This is a genomic window from Arthrobacter sp. NPDC057013 (assembly GCF_042674585.1).
Lineage (GTDB): Bacteria > Actinomycetota > Actinomycetes > Actinomycetales > Micrococcaceae > Arthrobacter.
Genome location: NZ_JBHUSE010000007.1, coordinates 140021 through 154702, shown reverse-complemented (window position 1 = coordinate 154702; position 14682 = coordinate 140021). Strand labels below are relative to the sequence as shown.

The following is a 14682-nucleotide window of genomic DNA, read 5'->3' as shown; positions in this document are numbered from 1 at the left end:
CAACCAATGAGCAAGCTGAAGAAACTGGGCACCCTGGGCACCATCGGAGTCCTGATGACGGGCGGGCTGATCCTTGGCTCGTCGCCCGCCAATGCTGTGACCTGCAGCAACTCCACCGTAAAGCCAACAAACTCGCTGACCGGCACCACGGTGGCCGTTACGAGCTTCGAGACGGCGTCCTTCACCCCGTTCACCGCCTCCACGGCGACCACCGGGGCCGCGACAGTCAGCACCTCGCAGCACCGGACGGGCACCTGCTCGGCGAAGCTGCACGTGACAAATGACTCCGGCTCGATGGCCAAGATGTCCGTCTCCCTGGGTTCCACCGCTCCCAGGACGGCCAACGCCGACGGCTGGTTCAACATCACGACTGCGGGGCTCACGGGCAACGATGTCCCCTACCTGCGGTTCTTCTCGAACGGCACACGGATCGCGGACATCTACCGCTACAACAGCAACGGCCAGCTGTGGCTGCGGGTCACGGCACCCGACGGCACCTTCTCCTACACCAAGCTGAAGTCCTCCAGCATCCCGCTGAGCACCTGGCACCGCGCCCAGATGGAGGTCACTGCCAACCGCAGCGCCTCCACCATCAAGGTGTGGTTTGACGGAGCACTTGAGTTCTCCAGCAGCGCGGTGAACCTCGGTGTCTCAAGCCTGACGCACGTGCAGCTTGGAGCGGAGCACTCCCGCCAGATGGGCGACGAATACATCGACGACGTCATCGTCAAGAAGACGTCCTAACCGCAGCAGGTTCACCCCTCTACGGCACGGCAGGCGGTGGCCGGTAGTACGCCTGCCGTGCCGTGCTGCGCTTAGAATCTCCCCATGGCCGTCTACCTCGATCCGCCGCTTTGGCCTGCCCACGAGACACTGTTTTCGCACCTGATTTCGGACACCTCCCTGGCGGAACTGCACGCGTTCGCCACGGCCGCCGGCATCCCGGAGCGGGCCTTCGACGGCGACCACTACGACGTGCCGCAGCGCCGCTATGACGATCTGGTGGCCGCCGGCGCCATCCCGGTGGAGGCGCGGGTCCTGGTCCGGAAACTCATTGCCAGCGGGCTCCGGATCCCCGCCCGCAGCCGCACGAAGTCCCTCAAGACTCCCCTGCTCAACCGCTGGAACACGCTGATGCCGGGCCACGACGCCCTGTTCCTGGACCTGCTGGACCGCTGGAGCGAGAGCCACCGGAAGTACCACGACTGCACCCACCTGCTCGCCGTGCTCGAAGCACTGGACCTGCTCACCGGACCCGCCCGGCCGCCGCGTACCGTGATCCTGGCGGCCTGGTTCCACGACGCTGTCTACCGGGGAGTGGCGGGCCAGGACGAGGAGGAATCCGCCCGGCTCGCCGAGCTCCGGCTCGCCCAGGCCGGTCTCCCATCTGCCGACGTGGACGAGGTGGCGCGGCTGGTCCGGCTCACGTCTGACCACCGGCCGGAGGCAGGGGACGACGACGGCGCCCTCCTCTGCGACGCCGATCTGTCGGTTCTGGGCGGGGAACCGGAGCCCTACGCCCGGTACGTGGCCGCCGTCCGGGAAGATTATGCGCACATCGGCGACGCCGATTTCGCGGCCGGAAGGGCCGCCGTCGTCCGCCAGCTGCTGGCGCTGGACCCGCTCTTCCATACCGAACGGGCCCGCGAGCTGTGGCTGGACGCCGCCCGCCGGAATCTGCAGGGCGAACTGGCCTGACCGGCCCTGCCGGAGGGTCAGCGGTAGGCGGTGATGAACGGCCTGTCCGTGGGCACGATCTGCTTGCCCAGCGGCATCAGCGAAACCGGGATCAGCTTCAGGTTGGCAATGGCCAGTGGGATGCCGATGATGGTCAGGGCCATGGCGACTGCTGTGACCACGTGCCCCACCGCGATCCAGATGCCGGCCACCAGCAGCCAGATCACGTTGCCGAGCAGCGAAAACACGCCGTTTCCGCCGGGCTTGTCCACCACCATCCGCCCGAAGGGCCACAGGGTGTAGGAGGCGATCCGGAAGGAGGCGATGCCCCAGGGGATGGTCACGATGAGCAGGCAGCAGATGATGCCGGCGGCGAAGTAACCGAGCGCCAGCCAAAAGCCGCCGAAAACCAGCCAGATGATGTTCAGGAGTGTCTTCATCCGTCCATTCTGCCGGTCGCGGAGCCCGAAGCGCCTCGGGATCTGCCCTGATTTAACCCTTAACCTTCAGCCTGCGGACTTTTACCCTGGCGAACACCTGCCCTTGCGCTGAGGCGCGGGACCCCCGCGGCGGCGACCAGCAGCGCGAGCAGTCCCAGGCCCAGCGGGAGTGAGGCGGCGGTGGCGACGGCACCCACCAGGAGCGGGGCGCCGGCGTCGCCGAGCTCGCGTCCGAGCTCGGCCGAGCCCATGGTCCGCCCCATCCTTTCCTTGGGCGTGGTGTCCGCCAGATGCGCAAAGCCCAGCGGGGTGGCCGCGCCGACGCCGGCGCCGATCACCGCCGCGGCGATGAAGATGGTGACCGGCCCCGGTGCTGCCGCCACGAGGCCCACCCCGGCGGCGGTGAGCAGCAGGCCCGTGCGCATCCCGCCGGCGTCGCCGATGCGGCGCATGTCGCGCAAGGCGCCGACCCGCGGCTGGACCAGCAGCGAGGCGACGGCCAGGACACTGACGGCGGCAGTGCCCGCCACAGGATCCAGGCCATGCCGCACGGCCAGGGCCGGGAGGAAACCGATTGCGGCCCCCATGGCCCCCATCGAGGCGGCCAGCACCAAAGTGGGAACCAGGAACCTGCGCTCGGCAACCTGCCGGGCCAGGTCCAGCACCGTGTACCGCTGGCGCGGGAGCGGCGGCAGGTGCGGCACGGCGAGAAGGACCCACGCGGCGGTGGCGGCGGCAAGCGCCGACAACGCCCCGAACAGCAGCGCGAAGCCGCCGGCGGCAATCAGCCCGGCACCGAGCAGCGGGCCGATCACGTACCCGAGGCTCTTCCAGGACCCGTACCTGCCGAAGAAGGTCCCTGCGTTCTTCCCCGCCGAGAGCCGGGCCACCATGGCCGAGGACGCGGGAGAAAACGCCGAGGCGGCGGCGCCCTGGCCCAGGCGGGCGAGGCCCAGCAGCAGCGGATTGGCGGCCCACAGGCCGATCAGGGACAGGACGGCGAAGCCGATGAGTCCGCCGACGATGACCGGCTTGGCCCCGATCCGGTCGCTCAGCGTCCCAAAGACGGGTTTGAGGAACACCTCGGAGAGGTCGTAGACGGCCAGCAGGATTCCCAGGTTCAGCAAGGTCAGGCCGATGTTGCCGCTCTGGGCGCCCAAGCCGGCGGCAATGCTGTGCGCGCCGAACGCGGTCACGAATCCGGCGGCGTACAGAGGGGCCGCGGATGTCCTGGCGCCGCGGTCCGTTATTGACGGAGTCACGTCGTCAACCGGGTCATGGGCCGGTCAGCCCTTAGCCGCCGCCACGAACGCCCTGATCTTGGCCAGGTCCTTCACTCCCCTGCTTTGCTCGACGCCGGAAGAGACGTCCACGCCCCACGCACCGGCATCGTTGGCGGCCCGGGACACATTGGCGGGGTCCAGGCCGCCGGCCAGGAGCCACTGCCGCCCCTCCAGTCCTTTGTCGCGCACGGAACCGTAGTCCCAGGCCTCGCCGGAACCGGGAACTGCGGCGTCGACGAGCAGCAGGTCCTCACCCCAGTCGGCAAATGCGTCCGGTTCGGCACCCATGGTGACGGCGCGGATGACCTTCATGCCGGCGTCGTGCGCTGTTTTTACGTCACCAGGTGTGCGCTCACCGTGGAGCTGGATCCAGTCCAGCCCGGCGGCGCGGGCGATGGCCACCGCGTCGGCGGCCGGTTCAGAGCGGAAAACGCCGACGGCGGCCACGCCGTCGGGCACTGCCTTCGCGAGCTTGGTGACCTGCGCGGGCGATACCACGCGCGGGCTGGCCGTCAGGACGAATCCGACGGCGTCCGCGCCGGCGTCCACGGCTTCCCGGACAGATTCAGGCGTGCTCAGGCCGCAGACTTTGACGAACATTCACCGGCTCCTTGTTGTTGAAAGCGTCGTTGTTGAAAGCGTCGCCCTCGACGCGGCGATCCGACGCCGACTTTACGCGCGGAGGGAGAGCGGGGCAACGCGCGGATAGGCTGGGCTGATGCAGATCATCCGCTTCGCCGACCTCAAACCCCAGCCCTGGCGCAACGGTGGCGGGGTCACCCGTGAGCTTGCCAGCCACAGTGGAGGTGCCTCAGCCGGCATCGCTGCATCTGAAGACGGGGCGTGGGACTGGCGGGTCAGCATCGCCGACGTCACCAGCGCCGGGGAGTACTCCCCCTTCCCGGGGATGGAACGGGTGCTGACCGTCGTCGAGGGCGAACTGCTGTTGCTGGCCGTGGACGGCACCGAGCACCCGCTCGAAAAATACCGGCCGTTCCGCTTTCCCGGCGGCGCGGCCTCCTCCTCCGCCCTGCCCACCGGGGATGTCCGCAACCTTAATGTCATTGCCCGGGAGGGCGCCTTCAAGGCGTACACCTCGATCATCGAGCTGTCCAAGAAGCGTGCCCATCCTGTGTTTGCGGGCCAGCTGGGCATCCTGCTGCAGGGACAGGCAACGGTCAGCCCGGGAAGCGCCGTGAGCCCGGGAAGCGCGGGGGTGGACGAGTCCGGCGCCGGGCCGGACAGCCCGCCCGTCCCGCTCGGCCGCTATGACGCAGTGGTGGGCTCGGACAGCCAAACGCCGGAAATCCTGGGCCGCGGGTTCCTGGCCGTCGTGTCCATCGATCCGGTAACGGGCTAGATGGAGGAGGTCGCCTCGACGCTGCCGGTGAGTTTTGCCACCAACAGTGGCCCCCGCCGTCGGGCGTTGCTAGGGTAAAAGCCAAGGTCCCCTTCCCCGGACCTCCGGACGACGGTTCAGTACCCGGTGCGCGACAAGACTGGCCAAAGGATCTGTCATGTCGTGGTTCATCCTCATTCTTTCCGGCGCCCTCGAGGCGGTGTGGGCGGCAGCGCTGCACCGGGCCTCCCAATCCACGGGCCGGCGCAGGGTCGCGGCCGGGGCGCTCTTCCTCGTCGCCGTCGTGGCCAGCACCGCCGGCCTCGGCATCGCGATGCAGTCCATTCCCACCGGCACCGCCTACGCGGTGTGGGTCGGTGTGGGTGTGGTGCTGACGTCGGCCTACGCGATCGTGGCCAAAGTTGAACGGCCGACGGCGGCGCGGCTGCTGTTGCTCGGCGGCATCGCCGCGTGCGTGGTTGGCCTGAAGGCGGTGGCGTGATGCTTGCGAAGCCTGCCACGGCCTGGATGATCCTGCTCGCATCGGCGGTCCTGGAAGCTGTCTGGGCCACGGCATTGGGCCTGTCCGACGGACTGACCCGCCCGCTGCCCGCAGTCGTTTTTGTCGTAACGGCCGCGCTGAGCATGCAGGGTCTGGGCATGGCCGTGAAGCACATCCCGCTCGGAACCGCCTACGCCGTCTGGGTAGGGATTGGCGCAGCCCTGACGGTCGGCTGGGCCATGGCCACCGGCGTCGAACCCTTCAGCCTCCTGAAGGTGCTCTTCATCGCGGGGATTGTGGGATGCGCGGCCGGGCTCAAGATGCTCCCGTCGGGCCCTGGCCGCCGGCGCGGGGCTGATACCGCTCCATAGCCCGGGTGTCCTTCATAAACGGGGCGTCTTCATAGACTGGGCTCATGGAGACGCTCATTCACTCACTTCGGGACATCACCATCCGCCGGATCTCGGTCAGCGAGATGGACAACAACGTGTATCTGCTGACGGCAAAGGAGTCCGGAGCTCAGCTGCTGATTGACGCCGCGGATGACCTGCCGGCCATCCAGGGCCTGCTGGCCGACGCCGCTGCTGACACGTCAGGCCAGCCGAGGCTGGAGCTCATCGCCACCACGCACCAGCACTGGGACCACGTGCGGGCGCTGCCGGCCCTCGTCGAAGCCACCGGGGCCAGGACCGCCGCCGGCACGGACGACGCCCCGGAACTTCCCGTGAAGGTGGATGTGCTGCTGGACCACGGCGACGTCGGGAACTTCGACGGATTCGACGTCACCGCCGTCCACCTGCGTGGCCACACCCCCGGTTCCGTGGCGCTGGTCTACCAGGACCCCGAGGGACCGGCTCACATTTTCTCCGGCGACTCCCTGTTCCCGGGCGGCGTGGGCAACACCCAGAAGGATCCCGAGCGGTTCAACCAGCTGCTCACCGACGTCAGGGAGCGGATCTTCGACGTCTACCCGGACAACACCGTGGTGCACCCGGGCCACGGCAAACCCACCACGCTCGGCGCGGAACGCCCGCACCTCGACGAGTGGCGCGCCCGCGGCTGGTGAGTTCCGGCTTTAAAGCGCATCGAGTGCTCCATAACTGCCGTTTTCAACCTTCAAAACGGCGGTTTCGGAGCACTCGATGTTGATTAGCGGCCGCGGCGCTCGTTCGACGCCGGGGCCGACGCGCGGCGCGGAGCCTTCCGGGCCGGACGGCCGTCACCGGAGCGGCCGCTGCCGCCCGCGGAGGAACCGCCGGCGTAGGATCCGCCGGACGTGCCGCCGGTGGTGGAGGACCAGACCGCCTTGGAGCCGCCGGTCTTGCTGCCGGCGGCGGCGCGCTGTCCGGTGGCCGGACGTCCGCTGCGCTGGCCGCCGGTGGCCGGCCGACCGGTGCCGCCACGGGGGGCATCGCTGCGGGTGAAGCGGGAATCGCCCCGGCCCTCTGCTGCACGCCCGTCCGAACCTCGGCCAGCCGCTGAGCGGCCACCAGCGGCAGGAACATCGTTGCGGTGCGTCGACGCCGTGCCACGGCCGCGTGCGTTGCGGCGGGCTGCCGCTGCGGCAGTGGCGCGGTCCTCGTTCTGTTCAATGGTGCGCTCGGCAGCATCACGGGCAGCGGCGCGGCCCTCGTAGGCAGCGGCACGGCGTTCGGCGCGGGGCAGGTCCGTGCGGGGAGCCTCGGCGGAAACCCGTCCGCGGCCGCCGCGGCCGCCCCGGCCACCGGCCGTGGGTGATGCCTGGCGGCGTGCGCGCTTGCGTTCGGCGTTGGCGCCGGTGGACGTGCCGCCGCCCTGCTGCGGCGCCTTGGCCGAGAGGAGTGCGGCGCGGGTCCGGGGGTCCACCTTGTCGGCGATCTCGCCCACGAGCTCGGCGACGATCGGCGAGCTGGCGGTGACCCGCTCGAAGGTGACCTCAACGCCTGCGGCCTTCATGAGCTTCCGGACGTCCGTCTGCTGCTCGGGCAGGGTCAGCGTGACCACGGTGCCGTCGGAGCCGGCACGGGCGGTACGGCCCGAGCGGTGCAGGTAAGCCTTGTGCTCGGTGGGCGGGTCGACGTGGATGACCAGTTCGACGTCGTCGACGTGCACACCGCGGGCGGCGACGTCGGTGGCCACCAGGACCCGGACCTCACCTGAGGAGAATTCGGCGAGGTTGCGGTCACGGGCGTTCTGCGAGAGGTTGCCGTGCAAATCGACGGCGGGAATCCCGGCGTCGGTCAGGGTCTTGGCCAGCTTGCGGGCGTGGTGCTTGGTCCGCATGAACAGCACGCGGCGGCCGGCGCCGGACGCCAGTTCAACGATCAGCTGCTTCTTGACGGTCTGGTCATTGACCACCAGCACGTGGTGCTCCATGGTGGTCACCGCGGCCTGCGGATCGTCCACGGAGTGGGTCAGCGGGTTGGACAGGTAGCGCTGGACGATCTTGTCCACGCCGTTGTCCAGCGTGGCGGAGAACAGCAGGCGCTGGCCCTGGCTCGGGGTCATGTCCATGAGCTTCTTGACCACAGGCAGGAAGCCGAGGTCGGCCATATGGTCGGCCTCGTCCAGGACCGTGACCTCCACGGCCTCAAGGGTCAGGATGCGCTGGCGGATCAGGTCCTCCAGCCGGCCCGGGCAGGCGATGACGATGTCGACGCCGGCGCGCAGGGCCTTCTCCTGGCGCGCCTGGGAGATGCCGCCGTAGATCACGGTGGTGTTCAGGCCCATGGCCTTGGCCAGCGGCTCGATGGTTGCGTTGATCTGGGTGGCCAGTTCACGGGTGGGCGCCAGGACCAGGCCCATGGGGCGGCCGGGCTTGCGGAAGTAGGCTGCTTCGCGCTCGGCGAGGCGGGCCACGAGGGGGATGGCGAAGGCGATGGTTTTACCGGAGCCGGTGCGGCCACGGCCCAGGACGTCGCGGCCGGCCAGGGTGTCCGGCAGCGTCTTGACCTGGATGGGGAACGGGGATTCGATGCCCTGGGCAGTCAGGGTTTCGGTGAGTGCCTTGGGCGTGCCGAGGGCAGCAAAAGTAGTCATATGCGTTTATCAGGGTCTTTCAGGCGGTATCCAGCGGATATCGGCCCCCGAAGCCGGTTGGCCCAGGGGGTCGCCGAAGAAAAGTCAGGTGATCAACCGGGCTGCTGCCAGAATTCAAACAGCGGCCGCCGGGACCAATAGCGTTCATCGACGCAGGATGTGCCTCTCACATGAAAAAAGCCCACTCTCCAAGTTACAGAGCAAAGCGGGCATCACTGCACATCAAGTCCCACCAGTCTACCATCCGGGCGTTCCGGGCCCTATTCGCGCCTCCCCAGCACCGCCTGGAGGTGGGTGATGCAGGTCACGGCCAACAATGAGCGACACTTGGGACTGGCATGCTGGACATATGTCGAAGACTATTGCGGCGTTTCCTGTTCGCTGCGAATTTCCCGCTACTGGGGCTGATTCCGCGCTGGACTGCGGAAATGCGTTTTCCGGCCGCGCCATTCCGGCCGTCATGCAGGCAGCCCGCCCGCTTCCCGCCGGGCACCCCGGGCGGCCGGCGCGCGCAGGCAGCGTTCCGCCGCTCATAGTCTTAACACCATCCCAATTGTTAGCTCCGTCACATCTCCGGCGGACCGACGCGGCCGGCACGGCAACCTCGCGCACGTGCCGGCACCTGTGACAAGGAAGAAGACTTGATGTCTGAACGCACCACCAGCATTTCCGTTCAACCCGCCACAGAACGAGATGAGCCGGGCCAGGGCAGGGAACCGCACCTCGCCCGCGGACTTGGCAACCGCCACATCCAGCTCCTGGCCATCGGCGGCGCCATTGGCACCGGCCTGTTCATGGGTTCCGGCAAGACCATTTCCCTTGCGGGCCCGTCCGTCATTTTCGTGTACATGATCATCGGCTTCATGCTGTTCTTCGTCATGCGGGCCATGGGCGAGATCCTGCTCTCCAACCTGAACTACAAATCCTTCAGCGACTTCGCCGGGGACATCCTCGGCCCGTGGGCAGGGTTCTTCACCGGCTGGTCCTACTGGTTCTTCTGGGTGGTGACGGGCGTGGCCGACATCGTGGCCATCGCCGGCTACGTGGACAAGCTCGCTCCGGGCACGCCCCTGTGGATCCCGGCACTGATCACGCCCGTGGTACTCATCCTGCTGAACCTTCCCACGGTCAAGGCCTTCGGCGAGGCCGAATTCTGGTTCGCCATCATCAAGGTGGTCGCCATCCTCGCCCTGATCGCCACCGGCGTGGTCATGATCGCCACCAATTTCACCTCGCCGAGCGGCGCGGTGGCCAACCTGGCGAACATGTGGAATGACGGCGGCATGTTCCCGCACGGCCTGTTCGGCTTCATCCTCGGCTTCCAGATCGCCATCTTCGCGTTCGCCGGCATTGAACTCGTGGGCACGGCGGCCGCCGAAACCAAGGATCCGGAAAAGAACCTCCCCCGGGCCATCAACTCGATCCCCATCCGCGTCCTGCTCTTCTACGTGGGCGCCCTGGTGGTCATCATGGCCGTCAACCCGTGGCGCAGCATCGACCCCGCCAGCAGCCCGTTCATCGGCATGTTCACCCTCGCAGGCCTGGGGATCGCCGCCGTCGTGATCAACCTGGTGGTTCTCACCTCGGCAGCGTCCAGCGCCAACTCGGGCATCTACTCCACCTCGCGCATGGTCTACGGCCTGGCGCAGGACGGCAACGCCCCGAAGGCCTTCGGCAAGCTGAGCGTCCGCAAGGTTCCGCAGAACGCGCTGCTGTTCTCCTGCATCTTCCTGCTGGCCGGACTGGTCCTGCTGTACGCGGGCGACTCCGTGATCGGCGCCTTCACCATCGTCACCTCCGTGGCATCGGTGCTGACCATGTTCGTCTGGTCGATGATCCTCATCAGCTACATCGTGTTCCGCCGCCGCCGGCCGGAACTCCACGAGGCGTCCGCCTTCAAGATGCCGGGTTCGGCCTTCATGCCCTACGTGGTCCTGGCGTTCTTCGTGTTCATGCTCGTGGCGCTGGCCCAGGCCGAGGACACCCGGCTCGCGCTGGTGGTTGCCCCGGTGTGGTTCCTGCTGCTGGGCGCGGCCTGGTACTTCAACCGCCAGACGCCGCTGCAGCAAGCACGGATCGAGGAATGGAAGGCCGGGAACACCAGCGTCCCCGCTGCGGCTTCCAACTCCTAATTCCGCACCCTCAGAAAACCGCGCTGCGGCCACCCCGGTGGTCCGCGGCGCGGTTTTTCTTTGCCCTGTTCCCGGCCCGCCCTGTCCGGGTGTCTCCGGGAACAGGATGCACGCCGGACAACGGTGAGGAAGGTGTTAAGCGGAAATTACACAGGCCGCCGGGCGCTGTAACACGCGCGGCGAAGGATGGACTCATGCCGGGCTGATGGCAGCGGCCGCAGCGTCCCTCCGCCGAAAGGATCCAACCGTGATCTTGAAGAACATCTTCCTTCAGGGCGTCTTCCCGTTCGACGGTGCCGGGCTCGAAAAGGCCGTGCCGATCCACAGCCAGCTCTCCCGTTTCGTCCCGGACGGAGTCATCAACCAGACCCTGTACTTCCGCGGCGGCAACTCCTCCGCGGAGCTGATCACGGTGGTGCTGATGCGCGACGGCGTGCCCATGCGGTACTTCCCGATTGCCGCGAAAGGCGACGTGCACGTCCCGCTCCGCGTGGTGGAAGACATCGACGGCGGCTCCCTGATCGAGCTGCGGCTGCTGGCGGACACGGGGGTCACCGGATCCGTGGTGATCGACATGGGCATGGTGGAACACTGATGACAGCGCTCGCCAGCCGCTCCGCCCGACGCGCTCCGGGCGACACCCGGCGCCGGCTCGTGGTGATCGGCAACGGGATGGCCGGAGCCCGGGCCGTCGAGGAAATCCTGGCCCGCGGCGGCGCCGTCCAGCACAGGATCACCATGTTCGGCGACGAGCCCTACGGCAACTACAACCGGATCATGCTCAGCCATGTCCTCTCCGGCGAAGAGGACGCCGGCGGCATTTTCCTGAACTCGCTGGACTGGTACCGGGAGAACGGCATCACGCTGCACGCGGGCGTCCGGGTGGAAAGGATCGACCGCTTCGCCAAGCTGGTGTTCTCTGACGACGGCCGGGCCACCCCATACGACGTCCTCATCATCGCCACCGGCAGCCGCTCGTTCATGCCCGCCGTCGAGGGCCTTTACACACCGGGAGGGCGGCTGTTGCCCGGCGTGTTCGCGTTCCGCACCATCGACGACACCAGGGGCATGATGTCCTACGCCCGGCAGGACCACCACCGCCAGGCCGTCGTGATCGGGGGCGGACTGCTGGGGCTGGAAGCCGCACGGGGCCTGCAAAGCAATGGCGTCGGCGTCGACGTCGTTCATTCCGGCGCGCACCTGATGAACGCGCAGATGGGGCCCGACGGCGGCGCGGTCCTGCGCCGCAGCGTCGAGGCGCTCGGCATCAGGGTCCATACCAGCAGCCGTACCACCGCCATCCTGGGCGGCGACAAGGTGCGCGGCGTCCAGTTGCGGGACGCGCCGGACATCGCCTGCGACATGGTGGTGGTGGCCGCCGGAATCCGCCCCAACGTGGAAGTGGCCGTGACCAGCGGCCTGCCGGTGGAGCGGGCCATAGTGGTGGACGACCACATGCGCGTCCCGGACGAGGACGAGATCTACGCAGTTGGTGAATGCGTCCAGCACCGCGGCGAGGTATACGGTCTGGTGGCGCCGCTGTGGGAGCAGGCCGCCGTACTGGCAGACCACGTCACCGGAGCAAATCCTTCCTCCGTCTACCTGGGATCCCGCACCGCCACCAAACTCAAGGTAGCCGGCGTCGACGTCGCATCCATGGGGCTGCAGGCCCCGGAACGGGACACCGACGAGCACGTGGTGTTTTCCGAGCCAAGCCGGGGCGTGTTCAAGTCGATCGTGATCCGCGACAGCAAGATCGTGGGCGCAACACTGCTGGGGGACAGCCGGAAGGTGGCCTATCTGACGCAGGCGTTCGACCGCGGGCTGCCGCTGCCGGAGGAACGGGTCTCGCTGCTGTTCGATCTCGGCGGACCCGGCGAGGCGGACGGTGTGGCCGAACTCGACGGCGATGCCCAGGTCTGCAACTGCAACGGCGTCAGCAAGCAGGCCCTCGCGGACACCGTGCGGGGCGGCTGCACCACGCTGTCCGGCGTCATGGATGCCACCCGGGCCGGCAAGGGCTGTGGCTCCTGCAAGCTGCTGGTCCGGCAAGTGGTGGAATGGGCCGCCGACGGCGCCGTGGCGGAGGACCCGGCGGCCGCCTATTACGTTCCCGGCGTGCCGCTGGAGAAAGCCGCGCTGATGGCGGCGATCCGCGGGCAGGGCCTGCGGTCCGTCTCCGCCGTGTTCGCGGCGCTGGCTCCGGGCGGCACCGAGGACGCCAAATCGAAGATGGGCCTGGCGTCCCTGCTGAAGATGATGTGGGCCGGTGAATACATTGACGAGCGCGATGCGCGGTTCGTCAACGACCGCGTCCACGCCAACATCCAGCGTGACGGGACGTTCTCCGTGGTGCCGCAGATGAAGGGCGGGGTGACCTCCCCGGAGCAGCTCCGCCGGATCGCCGACGTCGCGGACAAGTACAACATCCCGCTGGTGAAGCTGACGGGCGGGCAGCGGATCGACCTGCTCGGTGTTCCCAAGGAGGACCTGCCGAAGGTCTGGGCGGACCTGGACATGCCGTCGGGTTACGCGTACGGAAAGAGCTTCCGCACCGTCAAGACCTGCGTGGGGCAGGAGTTCTGCCGCTTCGGTACGGGTGATTCGACGAAGCTGGGCATCGAGATCGAGTCGCGGTTCCAGGGCATTGAATCACCCGCGAAACTGAAGCTGGCGGTGTCCGGCTGCCCGCGGAACTGCGCCGAATCGCTGGTCAAGGACGTGGGGGTGGTGGCGGTCGACGGCGGACGCTGGGAAATCTACGTCGGCGGCGCCGCCGGCGCCCACATCCGGAAGGGGGACCTGCTGGCCACCGTGGACGACCCCGCGACCGTGACGTTGCTGGCCGGGCGGTTCATGCAGTACTACCGCGAACAGGCCAACTGGCTCGAACGCACGTACTCCTTCGTGCCGCGCGTCGGTATTGAGCACCTCCGTGCGGTGATCGTGGACGACGCCGAAGGGATCGCCGCCCGGCTCGATGAGGCCATGCAGCGATCCGTCGACAGCTACGCCGACCCGTGGGCCGAGCGCAACGATCCGTTCACCCCCGGCCAGTTCCGCACGTCGCTTCCGCTCAAGGTGCTCCCTCAGGTGCCCGTTCGATGAGCGCCGGGCTGCATGTCTTGGGACCAGTGGACCAGATCCCGGTGGGCGAGGGGCGGGCGTACGGCGTGGCGGGCGAACAGATCGCGGTGTTCCGTCTCCGGGATGGTTCCCTCCGCGCGGTCTCGGCTGTCTGCCCCCACAGGGGCGGCCCTATCGCCGACGGCAGCATCGACGGGGACGTGGTGATGTGCCCGCTGCACCAGCACGTGTTTGAGCTGGAGACAGGCTGCTCCACCACCGGCGCCGGGCCCCTGCGCAGCTATCCGGCGTTCACGGACGAATCGCAGAACGTGGTGGTCCGGCTCCCCTGACACGCCCTAGGTAGACCCCGGATTCTGTGGCAGGGTATCCCCATGGACCACGAGGGGCACGACGGCGCCGCGCGCCATTGGGACGATTTGTACCGCAGCAGGCCGCGCGTGTGGAGTGGCCGGCCCAACCCGCAGCTGGTGGCCGAGGCAGCCGGACTGAGGCCGGGCACCGCCCTGGACCTGGGCTGCGGCGAGGGTGCAGATGCCCTGTGGCTCGCCGAACAGGGCTGGACCGTGACCGCGGTGGACGTCTCCGCCGTCGCACTGGAACGGGCCGGGCTGCATGCCGCATCCTCTCCGGCCGGGAACAGGATCACGTGGCTGCAGCGCGACCTTGACGCGTGGGCGCCGGAGGAGCAGTTCGACCTCGTGTCCGCCCAGTTCCTGCACTCCACCGAGGCGCCGTGGCAACGGCCGCACCGGGTGGCCGCGGATGCGGTGCGCCCGGGCGGGACACTGCTGATTGTCGGCCACCACCCCGACGGCCTGCCGCCATGGCGCAGTCTGTCGGACGGGGACAGCCATGCGCACGGCGGCGACGGCCATGGGGGTGGTCCCGGGATGTTCTTCACGGCTGAGCAGGCCGCGGCCGAGCTCGGCATTGCACCGCCAGAGTGGCGCGTGGAGGTTGCAGCCAGCCGGGAACGGGAAGCCACCGGCCCGGACGGCCAGTCAGCCACGCTCGCCGACGCCGTCCTGCGGGCCACCCGCCTGCAGCCACCCACCTAAACCGTCTCACCTAAAACCGTCCCACCTAAAACCCTCCCGCCTGGCATGGAGTTTTTGTTGGCCAATAACGCCAAAGAAAAGGGGTTATTAGGGGATCGAGGTGAAAAAAAAAACGGGGGGGGGGGGGGTTGGGGGGGCGCGGG

The 14682-nt window shown here is 68.2% G+C and carries 15 protein-coding genes and 1 riboswitch; of the genes, 11 read left to right on the top strand and 4 right to left on the bottom strand.

All coding sequences use genetic code 11. The annotated features are described in order from the left end of the window. Nucleotides 1–6: 6 nt before the first annotated feature. Together ACFTSA_RS11965 and ACFTSA_RS11960 are read left to right on the top strand one after the other, a co-directional pair. Nucleotides 7–744 (top strand): hypothetical protein, encoded by a 738-nt coding sequence (locus ACFTSA_RS11965; protein ID WP_377951499.1) that lies wholly within the window; start codon nt 7–9, stop codon nt 742–744. An 84-nt stretch (nt 745–828) separates the two neighbouring features. Then, nucleotides 829–1698 (top strand): DUF4031 domain-containing protein, encoded by an 870-nt coding sequence (locus tag ACFTSA_RS11960; RefSeq protein ID WP_377951497.1) that lies wholly within the window; start codon nt 829–831, stop codon nt 1696–1698. Nucleotides 1699–1715: 17 nt separating this feature from the next. Here ACFTSA_RS11960 and ACFTSA_RS11955 read toward each other — a convergent pair whose 3' ends face one another. Genes ACFTSA_RS11955 through ACFTSA_RS11945 form a run of 3 tightly spaced genes read right to left on the bottom strand, consistent with a single transcriptional unit; the run spans nt 1716 to nt 4000 of the window. Beyond that, nucleotides 1716–2117 carry a YccF domain-containing protein gene (locus ACFTSA_RS11955; RefSeq protein WP_377951496.1) on the bottom strand — a complete coding sequence of 134 codons (402 nt, stop codon included), beginning with the start codon at nt 2115–2117 and terminating at the stop codon, nt 1716–1718. Nucleotides 2118–2176: 59 nt separating this feature from the next. Next, nucleotides 2177–3379 carry an MFS transporter gene (locus ACFTSA_RS11950; RefSeq protein ID WP_377951495.1) on the bottom strand — a complete coding sequence of 401 codons (1203 nt, stop codon included), beginning with the start codon at nt 3377–3379 and terminating at the stop codon, nt 2177–2179. 24 nt (nt 3380–3403) lie between these two features. Further along, nucleotides 3404–4000 (bottom strand): phosphoribosylanthranilate isomerase, encoded by a 597-nt coding sequence (locus ACFTSA_RS11945; protein WP_377951494.1) that lies wholly within the window; start codon nt 3998–4000, stop codon nt 3404–3406. 118 nt (nt 4001–4118) lie between these two features. Between ACFTSA_RS11945 and ACFTSA_RS11940 the strand changes: the two genes are divergently transcribed. From ACFTSA_RS11940 to ACFTSA_RS11925, 4 genes are all read left to right on the top strand, one after another. Then, complete coding sequence (locus tag ACFTSA_RS11940) at nt 4119–4760, top strand: HutD family protein (RefSeq protein WP_377951493.1); 642 nt, start codon at nt 4119–4121, stop codon at nt 4758–4760. 80 nt (nt 4761–4840) lie between these two features. Beyond that, nucleotides 4841–4908, top strand: a riboswitch (guanidine-III (ykkC-III) riboswitch). 9 nt (nt 4909–4917) lie between these two features. Then, the gene (locus ACFTSA_RS11935) at nt 4918–5241 is read left to right on the top strand and encodes an SMR family transporter (RefSeq protein WP_331574297.1); all 324 of its coding nucleotides are present in this window, start codon (nt 4918–4920) and stop codon (nt 5239–5241) included. Then, the gene (locus ACFTSA_RS11930) at nt 5241–5612 is read left to right on the top strand and encodes a DMT family transporter (protein ID WP_377951602.1); all 372 of its coding nucleotides are present in this window, start codon (nt 5241–5243) and stop codon (nt 5610–5612) included. Before ACFTSA_RS11935 ends, ACFTSA_RS11930 begins: the two co-directional genes overlap by 1 nt. 44 nt (nt 5613–5656) lie before the next feature. After that, nucleotides 5657–6307 carry an MBL fold metallo-hydrolase gene (locus ACFTSA_RS11925; protein WP_377951492.1) on the top strand — a complete coding sequence of 217 codons (651 nt, stop codon included), beginning with the start codon at nt 5657–5659 and terminating at the stop codon, nt 6305–6307. 83 nt (nt 6308–6390) lie between these two features. Here ACFTSA_RS11925 and ACFTSA_RS11920 read toward each other — a convergent pair whose 3' ends face one another. Then, nucleotides 6391–8259 carry a DEAD/DEAH box helicase gene (locus ACFTSA_RS11920; protein ID WP_377951491.1) on the bottom strand — a complete coding sequence of 623 codons (1869 nt, stop codon included), beginning with the start codon at nt 8257–8259 and terminating at the stop codon, nt 6391–6393. Between the two features lie 644 nt (nt 8260–8903). On the opposite strand from ACFTSA_RS11920, the gene cycA reads away from it, so the two are divergent. The 5 genes from cycA to ACFTSA_RS11895 all read left to right on the top strand — a co-directional run bounded on the left by cycA (nt 8904) and on the right by ACFTSA_RS11895 (nt 14539). Further along, nucleotides 8904–10391 carry a D-serine/D-alanine/glycine transporter gene (cycA, locus tag ACFTSA_RS11915; protein ID WP_377951489.1) on the top strand — a complete coding sequence of 496 codons (1488 nt, stop codon included), beginning with the start codon at nt 8904–8906 and terminating at the stop codon, nt 10389–10391. 247 nt (nt 10392–10638) lie between these two features. Then, nucleotides 10639–10986 (top strand): molybdopterin oxidoreductase, encoded by a 348-nt coding sequence (locus ACFTSA_RS11910; RefSeq protein ID WP_377951487.1) that lies wholly within the window; start codon nt 10639–10641, stop codon nt 10984–10986. Next, the gene (nirB, locus tag ACFTSA_RS11905; protein WP_377951486.1) at nt 10986–13499 is read left to right on the top strand and encodes a nitrite reductase large subunit NirB; all 2514 of its coding nucleotides are present in this window, start codon (nt 10986–10988) and stop codon (nt 13497–13499) included. The genes ACFTSA_RS11910 and nirB overlap by 1 nt, the downstream gene beginning before the upstream one ends. Then, the gene (locus ACFTSA_RS11900) at nt 13496–13810 is read left to right on the top strand and encodes a Rieske (2Fe-2S) protein (RefSeq protein ID WP_377951484.1); all 315 of its coding nucleotides are present in this window, start codon (nt 13496–13498) and stop codon (nt 13808–13810) included. The genes nirB and ACFTSA_RS11900 overlap by 4 nt, the downstream gene beginning before the upstream one ends. A 42-nt stretch (nt 13811–13852) precedes the next feature. After that, complete coding sequence (locus ACFTSA_RS11895; protein WP_377951482.1) at nt 13853–14539, top strand: SAM-dependent methyltransferase; 687 nt, start codon at nt 13853–13855, stop codon at nt 14537–14539. The last annotated feature ends 143 nt before the right edge of the window (nt 14540–14682 follow it).